The sequence below is a fragment of the Serratia sp. YC16 genome (genome assembly GCF_009707615.1).
In the GTDB taxonomy this organism is placed as follows: domain Bacteria; phylum Pseudomonadota; class Gammaproteobacteria; order Enterobacterales; family Enterobacteriaceae; genus Serratia; species Serratia surfactantfaciens.
This window is the reverse complement of record NZ_WLYN01000001.1, coordinates 1,429,309-1,447,275: the sequence shown is the minus strand read 5'-3', so window position 1 is coordinate 1,447,275 and position 17,967 is coordinate 1,429,309. Positions and strand designations below refer to the sequence as shown.

General features: G+C 60.9%; 17 protein-coding genes. 13 read left to right on the top strand and 4 right to left on the bottom strand.

The window, feature by feature from the left end; all coding sequences use genetic code 11:
* Positions 1–27: 27 nt before the first annotated feature.
* On the top strand, positions 28–786 hold the full coding sequence (gene mlaA / locus GKN89_RS06775) for a phospholipid-binding lipoprotein MlaA (protein ID WP_019453783.1): 759 nt from the start codon (positions 28–30) through the stop codon (positions 784–786).
* A gap of 113 nt (positions 787–899) precedes the next feature.
* Here mlaA and fadL read toward each other — a convergent pair whose 3' ends face one another.
* Complete coding sequence (gene fadL / locus GKN89_RS06770; protein WP_025160155.1) at positions 900–2,240, bottom strand: long-chain fatty acid transporter FadL; 1,341 nt, start codon at positions 2,238–2,240, stop codon at positions 900–902.
* Positions 2,241–2,645: 405 nt separating this feature from the next.
* Here fadL and GKN89_RS06765 point away from each other — a divergent pair, with 405 nt between their 5' ends.
* The 4 genes from GKN89_RS06765 to sixA all read left to right on the top strand — a co-directional run bounded on the left by GKN89_RS06765 (position 2,646) and on the right by sixA (position 7,485).
* Complete coding sequence (locus tag GKN89_RS06765; RefSeq protein ID WP_019453781.1) at positions 2,646–2,942, top strand: YfcZ/YiiS family protein; 297 nt, start codon at positions 2,646–2,648, stop codon at positions 2,940–2,942.
* 195 nt (positions 2,943–3,137) lie between these two features.
* The gene (gene fadI / locus GKN89_RS06760; RefSeq protein WP_019453780.1) at positions 3,138–4,448 is read left to right on the top strand and encodes an acetyl-CoA C-acyltransferase FadI; all 1,311 of its coding nucleotides are present in this window, start codon (positions 3,138–3,140) and stop codon (positions 4,446–4,448) included.
* Positions 4,448–6,613, top strand: a complete 2,166-nt coding sequence (gene fadJ / locus GKN89_RS06755) for a fatty acid oxidation complex subunit alpha FadJ (RefSeq protein WP_019453779.1) — start codon at positions 4,448–4,450, stop codon at positions 6,611–6,613. The genes fadI and fadJ overlap by 1 nt, the downstream gene beginning before the upstream one ends.
* 389 nt (positions 6,614–7,002) lie before the next feature.
* Positions 7,003–7,485, top strand: coding sequence for a phosphohistidine phosphatase SixA (sixA, locus tag GKN89_RS06750; RefSeq protein WP_004936230.1), 483 nt, complete (start codon positions 7,003–7,005; stop codon positions 7,483–7,485).
* A gap of 66 nt (positions 7,486–7,551) precedes the next feature.
* On the opposite strand, the gene smrB is transcribed toward sixA, so the two are convergent.
* Positions 7,552–8,082 carry an endonuclease SmrB gene (smrB, locus tag GKN89_RS06745; RefSeq protein ID WP_019453777.1) on the bottom strand — a complete coding sequence of 177 codons (531 nt, stop codon included), beginning with the start codon at positions 8,080–8,082 and terminating at the stop codon, positions 7,552–7,554.
* Between the two features lie 170 nt (positions 8,083–8,252).
* On the opposite strand from smrB, the gene prmB reads away from it, so the two are divergent.
* The 6 genes from prmB (at position 8,253) to GKN89_RS06715 (ending at position 12,941) form a co-directional block, all read left to right on the top strand.
* Positions 8,253–9,185: a 50S ribosomal protein L3 N(5)-glutamine methyltransferase gene (prmB, locus tag GKN89_RS06740; protein WP_025160157.1), complete on the top strand. Its 933-nt coding sequence runs from the start codon at positions 8,253–8,255 to the stop codon at positions 9,183–9,185.
* A 64-nt stretch (positions 9,186–9,249) separates the two neighbouring features.
* Entirely contained in the window at positions 9,250–10,335 is a 1,086-nt protein-coding gene (gene aroC / locus GKN89_RS06735; protein ID WP_019453775.1) for a chorismate synthase, read from the top strand.
* Positions 10,336–10,340: 5 nt separating this feature from the next.
* Positions 10,341–11,168 carry a penicillin-insensitive murein endopeptidase gene (mepA, locus tag GKN89_RS06730; RefSeq protein ID WP_025160158.1) on the top strand — a complete coding sequence of 276 codons (828 nt, stop codon included), beginning with the start codon at positions 10,341–10,343 and terminating at the stop codon, positions 11,166–11,168.
* A gap of 3 nt (positions 11,169–11,171) precedes the next feature.
* Positions 11,172–11,978, top strand: coding sequence for a sulfite exporter TauE/SafE family protein (locus GKN89_RS06725; RefSeq protein ID WP_019453773.1), 807 nt, complete (start codon positions 11,172–11,174; stop codon positions 11,976–11,978).
* A 91-nt stretch (positions 11,979–12,069) separates the two neighbouring features.
* Entirely contained in the window at positions 12,070–12,627 is a 558-nt protein-coding gene (locus tag GKN89_RS06720) for an elongation factor P hydroxylase (protein WP_063919797.1), read from the top strand.
* Between the two features lie 32 nt (positions 12,628–12,659).
* The gene (locus tag GKN89_RS06715; protein ID WP_016926855.1) at positions 12,660–12,941 is read left to right on the top strand and encodes a YfcL family protein; all 282 of its coding nucleotides are present in this window, start codon (positions 12,660–12,662) and stop codon (positions 12,939–12,941) included.
* A gap of 41 nt (positions 12,942–12,982) precedes the next feature.
* Here GKN89_RS06715 and mnmC read toward each other — a convergent pair whose 3' ends face one another.
* Positions 12,983–15,004 (bottom strand): bifunctional tRNA (5-methylaminomethyl-2-thiouridine)(34)-methyltransferase MnmD/FAD-dependent 5-carboxymethylaminomethyl-2-thiouridine(34) oxidoreductase MnmC, encoded by a 2,022-nt coding sequence (mnmC, locus tag GKN89_RS06710; protein WP_370520168.1) that lies wholly within the window; start codon positions 15,002–15,004, stop codon positions 12,983–12,985.
* A gap of 170 nt (positions 15,005–15,174) precedes the next feature.
* Between mnmC and fabB the strand changes: the two genes are divergently transcribed.
* Positions 15,175–16,395, top strand: coding sequence for a beta-ketoacyl-ACP synthase I (gene fabB / locus GKN89_RS06705; RefSeq protein WP_016926857.1), 1,221 nt, complete (start codon positions 15,175–15,177; stop codon positions 16,393–16,395).
* 212 nt (positions 16,396–16,607) lie between these two features.
* Entirely contained in the window at positions 16,608–16,829 is a 222-nt protein-coding gene (locus tag GKN89_RS06700; protein ID WP_004936201.1) for a hypothetical protein, read from the top strand.
* A gap of 62 nt (positions 16,830–16,891) precedes the next feature.
* Here the strand turns inward: GKN89_RS06700 and apbE are convergent, their stop codons facing one another.
* Complete coding sequence (gene apbE / locus GKN89_RS06695; RefSeq protein WP_154746578.1) at positions 16,892–17,923, bottom strand: FAD:protein FMN transferase ApbE; 1,032 nt, start codon at positions 17,921–17,923, stop codon at positions 16,892–16,894.
* Between the last annotated feature and the right edge of the window lie 44 nt (positions 17,924–17,967).

The window sequence follows — 17,967 nt, the reverse complement described above, 5'->3', positions numbered from 1 at the left end:
ACCGAACGTGTTTTTATGGAGAAAAATATGAATTTTCGCCTGACTGGGGTGGCATTCGCAACGGTATTACTGGTGGGCTGTGCCAGCGCGCCAGACAACGAGCCGCAAGGGCGTTCCGATCCGCTGGAAGGATTTAACCGGACGATGTTCGACTTCAACTACAACGTCCTGGATCCTTATATCCTGCGCCCGGTCGCGGTGGCGTGGCGCGACTATGTGCCGATGCCGGCGCGTAACGGCATCAGCAACTTCACCTCCAACCTGGAAGAACCGGCCAGCATGGTCAACGCCTTCCTGAAGGGCGATCCTTACCGTGGGATGATCCACTTCAACCGTTTCTTCCTGAATACCCTGCTTGGCATGGGCGGCCTGATCGACGTGGCCGGCATGGCCAACCCGAAACTGGCGCGCGAAGAGCCGAACCGTTTCGGCAGCACCTTGGGCCATTACGATGTGGGTTACGGTCCGTATGTGATGTTGCCTGGCTACGGCAGCTTCACGCTGCGTGAAGACGGCGGTGATTTTGCGGATACGCTGTATCCGATGCTGAGCTACCTGACCTTCTGGATGTCGGCGGGCAAATGGGTGGTCGAGGGTATCGAAACCCGCGCCCAACTGCTGGATTCCGACGGCCTGCTGCGCAACTCCTCCGATCCTTATGTCATGGTGCGCGAGGCTTACTTCCAGCGCCACGATTTCATCGCCAACGGCGGTTCGCTCAAGCCGGAAGAGAACCCGAACGCCAAGGCGATTCAGGGCGAGTTGGACGAGATCGACTCGCAGTAATCTTTGGCATAAGGCATAAAAAAACCCGCCATCAGGCGGGTTTTTTTATGCCGCGAGCGGCAGGCAAAGAAAAAGCGCCCCGTAGGGCGCTTTGGCATCTTTCTCAAGCGAGATTAGAAGCGGTAGTTGAAGTTGGCGCCGTACAGCCAGGCCTTGCCCACCGAGTTGAAGGTGTAAGGGCCTTCGTTGATGGTGACTTTCTGGCCGTGCATGTAGGACACGCCGACGTCAACCGAAGCGTCTTTGTTGAACGCATAAGAGGTACCTGCGCTGACCCAGAAGCGGTCCTGATCCGGAATGGAGATGGAACGGTTCTGTGCCGGCACCGGGCTGTCATCGAAGGCAACGCCGCCGCGGAAGGTCCAGTTGTCGTCGTAGAAGTAAGTGGTACCCAGCGCGATGCGGTAAGCGTCGCGGAAGCCTTCATGCTTCTGGAACAGCGTTTGACCGTTGCTGCCGGTGGCTCTCAGCTCCTGGAACTGACTCCAGCTGGTGTAGGCCAGGCTGTAGTGGATGGCCCACTGCGGTGCCACTTTGTTGTAACCGGACAGTTCCCACATTTCCGGCAGGTTCAGATCCAGAGAACCTGGGATGGTGCTGCCGCTGGTGCCCCACGGTAAGCCCACGCCCAGCGCCTGGGTAATTGGGTTGTACTGTGCCGGCAGGCTGCTCTTGTAGTCACCGTCGAACTTGATTTTCACTTCAGAGCGATAGGTGAAGCCGTAACGGTTGTTTTCATCCACTTCGTACAGCAGGCCGGCGTTCCAGCCGAAGCCCCATTTATCGCCTTTCAGGTGAGAAATCTGGGTGTCGCCAGGGATTTGAGCGATCATCCCGGCTTGCTGAGGCGTTAATTTACCGGTTTGCAGGCCTTGACCGGCAAGCAGCTTCGGCAATTCACCAGCGTAGCGTTCCAGTTTGGCTCTGGCGTAGACGGCATCAAAGCCCAGGCCGAAGCTGAAATGTTGATCCAGGCGGTAAGCGCCGCTCAGGTTCAGGTTCAGGGTTTCCAGATCGGTTTTACCGCCGTAAGCGCCCGCGGTGTAGCCGTCGTTGAATTCGGTCGCCAGGCCGTAGTTGCTGGTGACAGAGCCGCCTACGGCGAACTGATCGTTAATCGGGTGAACGTAATGCAGGTTCGGCACCCAGGCGGTTGGCGCGATGTTTTTCGCATCCAGGCTGGCACCGGAAGGAGATTTGCCGGTGATGTCTACGTCTGGATCGATGAAGACCGCGCCGATGGAGAGTTCCGGGCGGGTATACATCATCAACAATGCCGGGTTGCGGCTCGCGGAGGCCGCCGTATCCGCCATGGCGCCTTCGCCAGAATACGAACGTCCTAAACCAGCTGCTGAGAACTCGTTCAGCTGGAATCCTGCGGCAGACACGTTTGAAGAAATAATTGCCACTGCAGCTGCGAGAGCTGATTTAGTCAATAGGTTTTTCTGGCTCATGACCAAAACCTCATTATGTGTTTATTATTTAAACTATTGTTACACGAAGTAACAAGGAGCGCGGGATTGTAGGGTCCGTTATCGTTCAGACAAATCAGACCAGTGGCTGAAGTATAGGTCTGACCTGTGAAGATGTTGCAAGTTTGTTTTTGAAATATTTCTAACCTGATATCAAAAAAGAGATCCGCTTAACAAAAAGCCAGCGGTAAATAACAAAATTCTTACTATTCCTTAGCAGACGCTCATTTTTATTTGTGATTTCCATCACTTAAAACACCCAGTAAAAGTAAGTGCTAGTGATTGCCTGCGCGGAGGAGTAAAATACCCGCAGAATTTTGTGGCTTTGTGCCGGTGAGTAAAACGGCAATTTGGGCTGATAACAGAGGCCCTTGAGGAGAACCAATCATGTCAGATGCAATTAATAAATGCAGCGCCCAGGAAACCGCAGCCTGCTGCTGTGTGGATGTCGGCACCGTGATGGATAATACCGATTGCACCGCATCCTATAGCCAAGTGTTCAGCAATCAACAAGATGCGGAGGCGATGTTGGCGGCCCTGAGCGAAAAGGCGCACGCGGTCGAATCCGACCCTTGTGACATCAGCAGTAGCATTAAACCGGTTGACGGCGGCGTGCAGTTGGAGGCCGATTTCACCTTCGCCTGCCAGGCGGAAACCCTGATCTTCCAGCTCGGCCTGCGTTAATCCCGCTTTACCCCCGGCGCCGCCTGTTGCGCGCCGGGGATTTCCTTTCCCGTATCCCCTCCTGTAGAAAGTGCGCCTGCTCGCAGTTTTGATCTCTGCCGGTTTGCCAAATGTAACCGTTTGGTTAACAATGACCTCATCAGGTCAGACCTCTTTCTGCCCATTGCGCTGACGTTATTTTCTTCAGGAGCATTTATGAGTAAGGCACTGCCGTTGGTGACCCGTCATGGTGACCGCATTGCGATTGTGAATGGACTGCGTACCCCTTTTGCCAAACAGGCGACCGCCTATCACGGCATTCCGGCGGTGGATTTAGGGAAAACGGCGGTGAGCGAGCTGTTGGCGCGCAGCGGTATCGATCCGCAGCTTATCGAGCAACTGGTGTTCGGCCAGGTGGTACAAATGCCCGAGGCGCCGAACATCGCGCGTGAAATCGTGCTCGGCACCGGCATGAGCGTCCACACCGACGCCTACAGCGTGTCGCGCGCCTGCGCCACCAGTTTCCAGGCGATCGCCAACGTGGCGGAGAGCATCATGGCCGGCAGCATCAGCGTCGGCATCGCCGGCGGGGCCGACTCTTCTTCCGTCTTGCCGATCGGCGTCAGCAAAGCGCTGGCGCGCACGTTGGTGGACGTCAACAAGGCGCGCACGCTGTCGCAGCGCCTCAAGCTGTTCAGCCGGCTTAAATTCCGCGATCTGATGCCGGTGCCGCCAGCGGTGGCGGAGTATTCCACCGGCCTGCGCATGGGCGATACCGCCGAACAGATGGCGAAAAGCCACGGCATCACCCGTGAAGCGCAGGATGCGCTGGCGCACCGTTCCCACGAGCTGGCGGCCAAGGCCTGGCGAGAGGGCTGGCTGCGCGACGAGGTGATGACCGCCTACGTGCCGCCTTACCGCGCGCAGCTTTCTGAAGACAACAACATCCGCAAAGACTCCAGCCTGGCTTCCTACGCCAAGCTGAAGCCGGCGTTCGATCGCAAGCATGGCAGCGTCACCGCGGCCAACAGTACGCCGCTGACCGACGGCGCGGCGGCGGTATTGATGATGAGCGAATCGCGCGCCAAAGAGCTGGGGCTGCAGCCGCTGGGCTATTTGCGCAGCTTCGCCTTCGCCGCCATCGACGTGTGGGAAGACATGCTGCTGGGGCCCTCCTACGCCACGCCGCTGGCGCTGGATCGCGCCGGCATCGGTCTGGCGGATCTGACGCTCATCGACATGCATGAAGCCTTCGCCGCGCAAACGCTGGCTAACCTGAAGATGTTCGCCAGCGAAGCGTTCGCTCGCGAGAAGCTTGGCCGCAGCCAGGCGATCGGTGAGGTGGATATGGACAAATTCAACGTGTTGGGCGGTTCTATCGCCTATGGCCACCCGTTCGCCGCCACCGGCGCGCGGATGATCACCCAGACGCTGCATGAGCTGAAACGTCGCGGCGGCGGGCTGGGCCTGACCACCGCCTGCGCCGCCGGCGGGTTAGGGGCCGCGATGATCGTGGAGGTGGAATAATGAGCTTCGAGAACGCATTGCACGAACAGCGCGCCACGCCGTCGGCTTTTCAGCTGACGATTCGCCCCGACAACATCGGCGTGATCACCATCGACGTGCCGGGTGACAAGGTCAATACGCTCAAGGCCGAGTTCGTCGAACAGGTCAACGACGTGCTGATCCGGGCGCAGCAGCATACCGCGCTGGAAGGGCTGGTGATCGTTTCCGGCAAGCCGGACTCGTTTATCGCCGGCGCCGACATCACTATGATCGCCGCCTGCGCCAGCGCCAAAGAGGCGGAGACGCTGGCCAAAAAAGGGCAGAGCACGCTGGCGCAGATCGCCGCTTTTCCAGTGCCGGTGGTGGCGGCCATTCACGGCGCCTGCCTGGGCGGCGGCCTGGAGCTGGCGCTGGCCTGCCACGGCCGCGTCTGTTCGCTGGATGACAAAACCGCGCTCGGTCTGCCGGAAGTGCAGCTGGGTCTGCTGCCGGGCTCCGGCGGCACTCAACGTCTGCCGCGTCTGATCGGCGCCGCCAAGGCGCTGGATATGATCCTGACCGGCAAGCACATTCGCGCCCGCCAGGCGCTGCGCATGGGGCTGGTGGACGACGCCGTGCCGCCGTCGATTTTGTTGCAGACCGCTATCGAGCGGGTGAAGCAGGGCTGGAAGCATCAGCGCGAGCTGCCGTGGCAGGATCGCCTGCTCAACGGCCCGCTGGGCAGAAACCTGCTGTTCAGCATAGTGCGCAAGAAAACGTTGGCGAAAACGCATGGCAACTACCCGGCGGCGGAGCGCATCATTCAGGTGGTGCGCACCGGGCTGGATCACGGCAGCGCCAGCGGCTATGAGGCCGAAGCGCGCGCCTTCGGCGAATTGGCGATGACGCCGCAGTCGGCGGCGCTGCGCAGCCTGTTCTTCGCTTCCACCGCGCTGAAAAAAGAACGGGGCGGCAATGCCAGGCCGCACACCCTGCATCGCGTCGGCATTCTCGGCGGCGGCCTGATGGGCGGCGGCATCGCCTGCGTTACCGCCACGCGCGGCGGGTTGCCGGTGCGCATCAAAGACATCAATGAAACCGGCATCAATCACGCGCTGAAATACAGCTGGGATGTGCTCGGCAAGCGGGTGCGCAGCAAGCGCATGCGTCCGGCGGAGCGGCAAAAGCAGATGATGCTGATCTCCGGCTCTACCGATTACACCGGCTTTGAGCAGGCGGATATCGTGGTCGAGGCGGTGTTTGAGGATCTGGCGCTGAAGCAGCAGATGGTGGCCGAAGTCGAAGCGCACTGTGCGCCGCATACCGTATTCGCCTCCAATACCTCCTCGCTGCCTATCGGCCTCATCGCCGAGAAAGCCCAGCGGCCGCAGCAGGTGATCGGTCTGCACTACTTCAGCCCGGTGGACAAAATGCCGCTGGTGGAAGTGATCCCGCATGCCGGTACCAGTGAAGAGACCATCGCCACTACCGTGGCGTTGGCGCACAAGCAGGGCAAGACCGCCATCGTGGTGGGCGACAGCGCCGGTTTTTATGTCAACCGCATCCTGGCGCCGTACATCAACGAAGCGGCGCGCTGCCTGCTGGAAGGCGAGCCGATGGAATCGCTGGACAAGGCGCTGGTGGATTTCGGTTTCCCGGTCGGCCCGATCACGTTGTTGGACGAAGTGGGCATCGACGTCGGCACCAAAATCATTCCGGTACTGGTCGAGGCGCTGGGACCGCGTTTCGCCGCACCGGCCGCGTTCGATGCGGTGCTGAAAGACGGGCGTAAAGGGCGTAAGAACGGCCGCGGCTTCTATCTCTACCCGAGCGAGGGGCAGCAGCGGCAGCGGCGTAAACGTGCGGATACCTCTTTGTATTCGCTGCTCGGCGTCACGCCGAAGGCGCATATGCTGCCGGCGACCATCGCCCAGCGCTGCGTGATGATGATGCTGAATGAAGCGGCGCGCTGCCTGGAGGAAGGCGTGATCCGCAGCGCGCGTGACGGCGACATCGGTGCGGTGTTCGGCATTGGCTTCCCGCCGTTCCTCGGCGGCCCGTTCCGCTATATGGACGAGCTCGGCGCCGAGAAGGTGGTGAAGACGCTGGAATACCTGCGCCAGCAGCACGGCGAGCACTTTACTCCGTGTGAACGCCTGCAGCGCATGGCGCAACAGGGCGAGCGTTTTTACCCGTTGGGGAGCTGAACGCAGGGCGGCCCGATTTGCACTATAGTTGCAACAGGGCCGCATTGTGATCGCCATCACTCCTTGCAACAGCGTCAGCCGGTGAGGCTGTACAGCATGGCTGCGGCAGCGGTAAGTTAGCTTGACCGCCATCAATAAATTTCATGGCGGCGAGGTTAAAATTTAACCCGTTGAATTGATTGTTCTGTGAGCAATCAGGGTTTGCCAGGGGAGGGTTGCTGTAAAAAACAGCATTTTCTTTAGGCAAACTTTCAGGCAAAATGCCCGGCCGCCATAAAGAGACGGCGCGTTATCGTTTTAAAGCTTTGGCTTTGGGGTTGTAAAACTCGGCGGTACAGCACGCACGGCGTTTCTGTATAGCGTTACTTTGTCAACAACAGCGGTGCAATATGCAAGTTTTGATTATGCGTCACGGAGAGGCGGCGCTCGAGGCAGCCAGCGATGCGGTAAGGCCCCTTACCCTGTGCGGCCGCGACGAGTCCCGTCAGATGGCGGCCTGGTTGAACACCAAGTCTGTGGATATTGAACGCGTGCTGGTCAGCCCTTATCTGCGGGCCGAACAGACGCTGGCGACGGTGCGTGAAGCCTTGACGCTGCCGGAGGGCGAAGAAGTGCTGCCCGAGCTGACCCCGGGCGGCAACGCCGAACAGGTCGGCAGCTATCTGCAGGCGCTGGCGATGCAAGGGGTGAGCTCGGTGCTTATCGTGTCGCACCTGCCGTTGGTGGGGTATCTGGTGGCCGAACTGTGCCCGGGCGAGTGCCCGCCGATGTTCGCGACCTCGGCGATCGCCAACGTCGATCTGCCGGCGGACGGCAGCTACGGCAAGTTTGAATGGCAAGTCAGCCCGTCGCAGGTAATGGCCAAGGTCTGAGCCGCGCGGTGCGAAAATAAACTCAGGGCGATGTCTGACATCGCCCTGAGTCGTTTCTGCGCAGCGCTATTCCGCCAGCTCCACCAGCAGCAGGATGGCGGCATTGCCGCCCCATTCCTTCGGCGCCTGATGGAACGCCAGCACGTCGGGGTGCTGCGCCAGCCACAGCGGCGTTTGCTGTTTGAGGATATGTTTGCCGTGCCCGTGCATCACACAGGCGCAGTGCACGTGCTCGCGCTTGCAGGCGGCGATCAGCGCCCCCAGTTCCTGCTTGGCCTGCAGCTGGGTCAGGCCGTGCAAATCCAGAAACAGCTCCGGCGAATAATCGCCGCGTCGCAGCTTCTTCAGCTCATACGGGCTGCTGCCGGGGCGCACGTAGCGCGTCGGGCCTTCCTCTTCCAGCTGCGGCTGGTATTCATCTGAAAAATAATAGCTGGCATCGACCTGCTCCTGCAGCAGCCGCTGCGGCGCAATCTGTTTGATCTTGGGCTTCGGCGGGCGGTGGACGATGGTGTCCTGGCGCAGTTTTTTTGCGCCCGCCACCGACTCTCTGAAGAGCTGTTGTTCGTCTTTGCTCAGAGGGGGCTTGTTCTTCATGCTTCATTCACCGGAAATCGTTTATTTCGCTAGTTTACCTTGTGAATGAGCGCTGTCGACGCAAAACTCGGGCCAGAGTGAAAAGCGCGAGGGGCGAGCGTGATTTGTCGCGGGCTTCATGGCAAACTATGCGGCTAAATCATGAAACACAGCGCCTGCCGGAGGGCAAATTGGACAAAATTTTCGTCGACGAAGCAGTGAACGAACTGCACACCATTCAAGATATGCTGCGCTGGACGGTAAGCCGCTTCAACGCCGCCAATATCTATTATGGTCACGGAACCGACAATCCGTGGGACGAAGCGGTGCAATTGGTGCTGCCAAGCCTGTTCCTGCCGTTGGACATTCCGGAGGACATGCACACCGCCCGCCTGACCTCCAGCGAGCGCCATCGCATCGTTGAGCGCGTGATCCGCCGCGTCAACGAGCGCATTCCGGTCGCCTATCTGACCAACAAGGCCTGGTTCTGCGGCATGGAATTTTACGTCGACGAGCGCGTGCTGGTGCCGCGTTCGCCGATCGGTGAGTTGATCAACGATCGTTTCAGCGCGCTGATCCCGCATCCGCCGCGCCATATTCTCGACATGTGTACCGGCAGCGGCTGCATCGCCATCGCCTGCGGCTACGCTTTCCCGGAAGCGGAAGTGGACGCGGTGGACATCTCCAGCGAGGTGCTGGCGGTGACCGAGCGCAATATTCAGGCGCACGGCGTCGAGCACCAGGTGATCCCGATCCGTTCCGATCTGTTCCGCGACGTTCCCGCGATCCAGTACGATCTGATCGTCACCAACCCGCCGTACGTCGATGCGGAAGACATGTCCGATCTGCCGCAAGAGTTCCGCTTCGAGCCGGAACTGGGCCTGGCTGCAGGCAGCGACGGCCTGAAGCTGGTGCGCCGCATTCTGGCCTGCGCGCCGGACTACCTGACCGACGACGGCGTGCTGATTTGTGAAGTGGGCAACAGCATGGTACATCTGATGGAACAATATCCGGACATTCCGTTCACCTGGCTGGAGTTCGAAAACGGCGGCGACGGCGTGTTCATGCTGACCAAACAGCAGCTGGTGGATTGCAAGGATCACTTCAGCCTCTATCGCAGCTAAGCCGCATTTCCAGGCCCGCACGGCGGGCCTCATAACGATAAAAGACTAACGGTAAGGAGCCGTGATGGCAGGAAACAGTATTGGGCAGATTTTCCGCGTCACCACCTTCGGTGAATCTCACGGGGTGGCGCTGGGTTGTATCGTCGATGGCGTGCCGCCCGGCATTCCGCTCACCGAAGCCGATTTGCAACACGATCTGGACCGCCGTCGTCCGGGCACCTCGCGTTACACCACCCAGCGCCGCGAACCGGATCAGGTGCGCATTCTCTCCGGCGTATTCGAAGGCGTGACCACCGGTACTAGCATCGGTCTGATCATTGAGAACACCGATCAGCGTTCGCAAGACTACAGCGCCATCAAAGACGTGTTCCGTCCAGGGCATGCCGACTACACCTACGAACAGAAATACGGTCTGCGCGACTATCGCGGCGGCGGCCGTTCTTCGGCGCGTGAAACCGCCATGCGCGTTGCGGCGGGCGCTATCGCCAAGAAATACCTGCAGCAGAAATTCGGCGTGCAAGTGCGCGGCTATCTGGCGCAGATCGGCGACGTGACCTGCGAGCTGAAAGATTGGGAGCAGGTCGAACAGAACCCGTTCTTCTGCCCGGATCCGGACAAGCTGGAAGCGCTGGACGAACTGATGCGCGCGCTGAAAAAAGAGGGCGACTCTATCGGTGCCAAGGTCAGCGTGATTGCCGAAAATGTGCCGGTTGGCCTGGGCGAGCCGGTGTTTGACCGCCTCGACGCCGATCTGGCGCACGCGCTGATGAGCATCAACGCGGTGAAAGGCGTGGAGATCGGCGACGGGTTCGCCGTGGTGACCAAGCGCGGCAGCGAAAACCGCGACGAAATCACCCCGGAAGGCTTCCAGAGCAACCACGCCGGCGGCATTCTCGGCGGTATCAGCAGCGGCCAACCGGTGATCGCGCATCTGGCGCTGAAGCCGACCTCCAGCATCATGGTGCCGGGTCGCACTATCAATCGCCAGGGCGAAGCGGTGGAAATGGTCACCCGTGGCCGCCACGATCCGTGCGTGGGCATCCGCGCCGTGCCGATCGCCGAAGCGATGATGGCGATCGTATTGATGGATCACCTGCTGCGCCAGCGCGCGCAAAACGGTGATGTGGTTTCCGACGTGCCTCGCTGGTAATCGCCATGAAAAACTGGATGTTGGGTCTGCTGGCCCTGACGGCCTCCGCTTCCGCCATGGCGCTGACGCCGTGGCAGAAAATCGACCATCCGGTGGCCGGCGCGCCGCAGGCGGTGGGCGGTTTCGCCAACGGCTGCATCATCGGCGCGCAGCCTCTGCCGCTGAATTCACCGAACTACCAGGTGATGCGCACCGACCAACGCCGTTATTTCGGTCACCCGGATCTGCTGGCGTTCATTCAGCGCCTCAGCAGCCAGGCGAACCAGAAAGCGCTGGGCACGGTGCTGATCGGCGATATGGCGATGCCGGCCGGCGGGCGCTTCAGCAGCGGCCATGCCAGCCATCAGTCGGGGCTCGACGTCGACATTTGGCTGCAGCTGCCGCGCCAACGCTGGAGCGCGCAGCAATTGCTGAAACCGCAGCCGATCGACCTGGTGTCAGGCGATGGCAAGCAGGTGGTGGCGAGCCAATGGCAGCCGCAGATTGAGTCGCTGATCAAGCTGGCGGCGCAGGATGCGGAGGTGACGCGCATCTTCGTCAACCCGGCGATCAAGCAGCGTCTGTGCCTGGATGCCGGTGCCGATCGCGCCTGGCTGCACAAGGTGCGGCCGTGGTTCGGCCATCGCGCGCACATGCATGTGCGCCTGCGTTGTCCGGCCGGCAGCCTGGAGTGCCAGGAGCAGGATACGCCGCCGCCGGGCGACGGCTGCGGTGCTGAACTGGCGAGCTGGTTCGTGCCGCATCAGCCGAACGCGAAGCCGGGCAAATCCGTGCCGCCGCCGTTACCGCCGACCTGTCAGGCATTGCTGGATCACCATTTCTCAGCGGAATAACACATGGACTGGTTCGTCATCGGCCCCGAGATGCTCGGGGTGTTGTTTGCGGTAGCGCTGCTGGCGGGGTTTATCGACTCCATCGCCGGCGGCGGCGGGTTGCTGACGGTGCCGGCCTTGCTGGCGGTGGGGGTTCCTCCGGCGCAGGCGCTGGCGACCAATAAACTGCAGTCGGTCGGCGGTTCTTTCTCCGCCAGCCTGTACTTTATTCGCCGGCGTGCGGTGAACCTCAATGACCAGAAGCTGACGATATTTCTGACGCTGATCGGTTCGATCGTCGGCGCGATTCTGGTGCAGCATATGCGCGCCGATCTGCTGCGGCAGATGCTGCCGCTGCTGGTGATCGGCATCGGTCTCTATTTCCTGCTGATGCCGCGGCTGGGTGAGGAAGATCGTCAACGCCGCCTCGGCGCCTTGCCGTTCGGGCTGGTGGCCGGCGGCTGCGTCGGGTTTTACGACGGCTTCTTCGGCCCCGGCGCCGGATCGTTCTACGCGCTGGCCTATGTGACGCTGTGCGGCTTTAACCTCGCCAAGTCCACGGCGCACGCCAAGGTGCTGAACTTCACCTCCAACGTCGGCGGGCTGACGCTGTTCATCATCGGCGGTAAGGTGGTGTGGAGCATCGGTTTGGTGATGCTGGTGGGGCAGGTGCTGGGGGCGCGTTTGGGCGCGCACATGGTGCTGACCCGCGGGCAGAAACTGATTCGGCCGATGATCGTGATCGTCTCGCTGGTGATGAGCCTCAAGCTGCTGTACGACAACCACGGCGCGGAGATTCAGCAGTGGTTGACTGCCTTCACGCACGGTTGACGATGAAAATGGGCGTCTGTTATGCGCCCATATCCCCCCGCCGGTTATCGGGTATAATGGCCTCTTTATTTTTGTGGTTATAGAGTTTTTTATGTCAGACACGCAGACCCGTCATCACTATGAACAGCTGATCGAGATCTTCAATCGGTGTTTCAGCGATGATTACAACACTCGCCTGGTGAAGGGCGACGACGAGCCTATCTACCTGCCGGCCGACGACGAACTGCCGTATCACCGCATCGTGTTCGCCCACGGCTTTTACGCCAGCGGCCTGCACGAAATCTCGCACTGGTGCATCGCCGGCGAAGCGCGCCGCCAATTGGTGGACTTCGGTTACTGGTATTGCCCGGACGGGCGCGACGCGCAAACCCAGAGTGAATTCGAAGCGGTGGAGATCAAACCGCAGGCGTTGGAATGGATGTTCTGCATGGCGGCCGGTTTCCCGTTCAACGTCAGCTGCGACAACCTGAACGGCGACTGCGAGCCGGACCGCATCGCGTTCCAGCGCAAGGTGCGCGCCCGGGTATTGACGCTGCTGGAGCAGGGAATACCCACACGGCCTGCGCGCTTTATTCAGGCGTTGCAATCGTTCTACAATACGCCACCGTTGGCGGCCGAGCATTTTCCGTATCCGGAAGATCTCAACTGACGCCACAGCCCGTTATTTAATGAGGAAATTTGATGATCGCAGAATTTGAAGCGCGCATTTTGGCGCTGATTGATGACATGGTAGAGCACGCCAGCGATGATGAACTGTTTGCCGGTGGCTACCTGCGCGGTCATCTGACGCTGGCGGTGGCCGAAGCGGAAGAGCAGGGCGAGCACACCGCCGAAGCGTTGAAAGCGCGGGTGGAAGAGAGCCTGCACAAGGCGATTGCCGCCGGGGAGCTCTCGCCGCCGGATCAGATCCTGGTGCGTGGCATGTGGGAAAACCTCTATCAGGCGGCAACGCCCGCCGCTTGACCGTTATGCCGGGGCGCGATTGCCGCGCCCCTTAGGGTTGATTAAACCGCACGTCCTTTCAGCAGTTTCCGCACCCACATCCGATTCGGATTCAACGCCGCCAGCAACTGCGCATCGCCCGGCAACGGCTCGCCGAACAGCTGCGCCGCCAGAATTTCCGCCGCCAGCGGCGCCGAGCACAAGCCGCGCGAGCCTAATCCGCCGATAGCGAACAGGCCGGGATAAACCGGCGCATCGGCGACGGTTTCACCGCGCTGGTTCTGCCGCTGCAAATCCTGATACTGCATTAGCGTAGCCTGATAGTCCGGCAGCGCGCCGACCATCGGCAGATGATCGCGAGTGGCGCTGCGCACGCCGCAACGCGCCTGATGCGCGCTGACGTCAACCTGCTGCGGCCAGGCCTGTTCCGGCAGGCAGCGCAGCAGGCGTTCGCGGTTATCCTGCTGCTCCTGCTCGCGGTAGTCGGTGGCGGTGTCGCCGCGTTGGTAGCTGGCGCCGATGCAGTGCTGGCCGTTGTTGACGTTGACCGGCGTCAGATAGCCGTCATAGCACAATACCTGTTTCAGTTGGCCGAGCGCCTGTGAGGTCGGGATATGCGACACCTGCCCGCGCACTGAGTACAGCGGCAGAGCCTCTGTCGGCGCCAGCTCGGCTAACCGGTGCCCGTTGGCCAGGATCACCGTGGCATGACGATGGCTGTCACCGTTGGTGAAGTTGATACGCCAGCCGTTTTCTTCACGCGTCAGCGCCTGTGCATCGTGCCGGTAGCGGCAGATCAGGCCCTGACTCTGCGCCAGCGCGATAGCGCCGCGCGTCAGCTCGGCCGGGCAGAGCCAGCCGCCTTGCGGGTAGGTGATGCCGCCAAAGCCGGTATCGACGCCGCACAGTTCGCTGAGCGTCTCGCGGTCGGCCGCCATCGCCAGCGACGGCGGCCAGTCGGTTTTCAGCATATTGGCGATCTTGGCGCCGCTCTTTTCGTCATAGGCCAACTGGCTGACGCCGCACCATTGGTGATCAAAGGCGACGCCTTGTTGCAGCAGGGCGTCGTATTGGCGGCGTGCGAAGGGAAACGCGGCGCTGAAGAAGTTCTCCAGCGCGTCGCCGCTGCCGTTCAGCAGGGGATAAATCGCCCCCTGGCGGTTGCCGGATGCACCCTCGGCCGCCTGCTCGTCGGCGCAGTACAGCGTGACGCTGGCGCCGCGCCGCAGCAGGGCCAGCGCGGTGAGCGCGCTGGCGACGCCGCCGCCGATCAGGGCGATATCGGTGGTGTTGTCCGCCGCCGGCCGCCGATACCAGGGGGCCGGGTGGGGAGCGGGCTGCGCATCGGCGGGCAGGCAACCGGCGAGCATCTCACGCTTTTGGCCGAAGCCTTTGCAGCGGTTGACCTGAAAACCGGCCTGTTGCAACCCGCGGCGCACAAAGCCGGCGGCGGTAAAGGTGGCAAAGCTGCCTTCCGGCCGAGCGAAGCGCGCCATGGCGGCGAACAGTTGCTCGGTCCACATGTCGGGATTTTTTGCCGGCGCGAAGCCGTCGAGGAACCAGGCATCGACCTGGTTATTCATGCTGGCGTCGAACTGCGGCAACAGTTCGTTGACGTCGCCGAACCACAGATCGAGCGTAATGCGGCCTTCGGCCAACAGCAGGCGATGGCAACCCGGCAGCGGCAGCGGCCATTGGGCGCGCAGTTCATCGGCATAAGGCGCCAGCTCCGGCCAGCGCGCATGCGCTGCCGCCAGGTCAGCCTGCTGCAGGGGGAATTTTTCGAAGCTGATAAAGTGCAGGCGCTGCAGCGCGGCGTGCGGCTCGGCCTGACGGAAGCCGGCGAAGGCCTGCCACAGCGTGAGGAAATTCAGCCCGGTGCCGAACCCGGTTTCCGCCACCACCAACAGCGAACGCGGGTGGGTGGCGAAACGTTGCGGCAGCCGGTTGCCGTGCAGGAAGACGTAGCGGGTTTCTTCCAGCCCATCCTGATTGGAAAAATAGACGTCATCAAACTGTTTCGAAACAGGTGTACCCTGTTCGTTCCAGGTTAGCGTTGCGGTTTGGATGGGGGCGTGGTTCACGGTCAATGGCTCGAAATTCAAGGGATGCCGCGAATTCTAACGGCGCTGGCGCCCCGGCGCAAACTGGACAACAATAAAGCTGAAAAACGCTGATCGGACTTGTTCGGCTTACATCTGTACGCTAAAGTGCGATGCAAAATCCCGTAGGTAAATAGTGGAAGAGGTATTGAATGAAACGTGCAGTGATTACTGGCCTGGGAGTTGTCTCCAGCATTGGTAATAACCAGCAGGAGGTCCTGGCAAGCCTGCAGGAAGGACGTTCTGGGATCACTTTCTCCCAGGAGCTGAAAGATTCCGGCATGCGTAGTCACGTATGGGGGCAAGTTAAGCTCGACACGACCGGCCTGATCGACCGCAAGGCGGTGCGTTTCATGAGCGACGCTTCCATCTATGCCTTCCTGGCGATGCAAGAAGCGATCGCTTCTTCCGGTCTGAAGGAAGAAGAGTATCAAAACAACCCGCGCGTGGGCCTGATCGCCGGTTCCGGCGGCGGTTCTCCGCGCTTCCAGGTGTTCGGCGCCGATGCGATGCGCAGCCCGCGCGGCCTGAAAGCGGTCGGCCCTTACGTGGTGACCAAAGCCATGGCTTCCGGCGTTTCCGCCTGCCTGGCGACACCGTTCAAAATCCACGGCGTGAACTATTCCATCAGCTCCGCTTGTGCGACCTCCGCACACTGCATCGGCAACGCGGTTGAGCAAATTCAGCTGGGCAAACAGGACATCGTGTTTGCCGGCGGCGGCGAAGAGCTGTGCTGGGAAATGGCCTGCGAGTTCGACGCGATGGGCGCGCTGTCCACCAAGTACAACGATACGCCGGAAAAAGCCTCCCGTACTTACGACGCCGATCGTGACGGTTTCGTCATCGCCGGCGGCGGCGGCATGGTGGTGGTTGAAGAACTGGAGCACGCGCTGGCGCGCGGCGCGCACATCTACGCAGAAATCGTTGGCTACGGCGCAACGTCTGACGGCGCCGACATGGTTGCGCCATCGGGCGAAGGCGCGGTGCGCTGCATGAAGATGGCGATGCAGGATCTGGATGCGCCGATCGACTACATCAACGTGCACGGCACTTCCACACCGGTAGGCGACGTGAAAGAGCTGGGCGCGATTCGCGAAGTGTTCGGCGACAATACCCCGGCTATCTCCTCCACCAAGGCGATGACCGGTCACTCGCTGGGCGCCGCAGGCGTGCAGGAAGCGATCTACAGCCTGCTGATGCTGGAGCACGGCTTTATCGCACCGAGCATCAACATCGAAACTCTGGATGAGCAGGCGGCCGGCATGAACATCGTGACTCAGCCGACCCAGCGCGAGCTGACCACCGTGATGTCCAACAGCTTCGGCTTCGGCGGCACCAACGCCACCCTGGTGATGCGCAAACTGGCGAAATAATCCCGCCTAAGCGCCATCTCGCCATCAAGCCCGCGTTTTCGCGGGCTTTTTACTGCCCGAAGCCCGCCCGCCGGGCGCTCGGAGTTTTCCCAAATCACATCCCCTGACACATCATTACCTCGCCATTACATGCGTTGGGCATACAATAGCCGGGTAGCGTGATAATCGCTCGGTGTGGCTTTTTAAAGTGATCGAACATTGAGGCAAGAAGTATGAAAAAGTTAATTGCGGTTGGGTTACTGTCGGCCGTGTTGGCCGGATGCGCCACCGATTCTCCCTGCGTTCCGGTCTACGATGACCAGGGGCGTCTGGTGCACACCAACACCTGTATGAAAGGCACCACTCAGGATAACTGGGAAACCGCAGGCGCGATCGCCGGCGGTGCGGCGGCGGTTGCCGGTCTGACCCTCGGCATCATCGCGCTGACCAAGTAATCGGCGCGGCGCCTGCGAGCGCATGCAACAAGCCCGGCCATTGCGCGCCGGGCTTTTTTATCTTACTGCACCAAAAACGCCTTGAATTGCGGCGTCATCACGGCGCTGAAACCGTCATCGGTTTTACTGATCAGGTAGACCGCCAGCCCTTTCTCCTCTGCGAGCTTCAAGGCTTTCTCCGTGCCCAGCACCATCAGGCCGGTATCCCAGCCGTCGGCCTCGAGCGCGGTCGGCGCTATGACCGTGGCGGAAACCAGTCGATGGTTGATCGGCCTGCCGGTGCTCGGATCGATGACATGGGAGTAGCGCTGGCCGTTTTGTTCGAAGTAGTTGCGGTAGCTGCCGGCGGTGCTGATGCCGTAACCGTGCAGATCCACCAGCGCCTGCACCGCATTTTCACGGTCGGTCGGCTTCTGGATCGCCACCCGCCAGGGCTTTCCCTGGCCGTTGACGCCGCGTGAAGAGACCGCGCCGCCGACCGATACCAGATAGTTGGTAATGCCGTTACGGTTCATCAGGCGCACCAGTTCATCGGCGCCATAGCCTTCGCCCAGGGTCGAAAGATCGACATACATGTCCGGCAGATCTTTCTGCAGCCACTCTCCACGATTGTCGCTTATCAGCTTCAGGTGCTGCAGGCCGATGCGCTGCTTCGCCGCGTCGATTTGCGCCTGTTCCGGTACCTTGACCGGATGTTTGTCGGGGCCGAATCCCCACAGATTCACCAAAGGGCCGACGGTGATGTCCATGGCGCCGCCGGTATCGCGGCCGATGCGCTGGGCCATCAACACGATGTCCGCCATGCCGCGCGGGATCGGCTGCGGCTCGAGGCTGGCGCTGTGGTTAAACCGCGACAGCACCGAGTCGGTGCGGTAGGTGGAGATATCGTCGTTGGCCTGCTCGAGCACTTTGTCTATCTGCCGTTGCAGTTCTTGCTTGCCGATCGCGACGTCACCGCTGACTTTTACGCTGTAGAAGGTGCCCATGGTCTTGCCGTCGATATCGATTTGCGGGCGGGTGGAGGCATCGTCGCAGGCGGCGAGCAGGGCGCATAAGGCGCTCAGCAGCGCCCCTTTGGCGAACAGGGAAGCCATAACATGTCCTTTGAAAACGGGAAAGCCGCTACAAATAAAGTAAA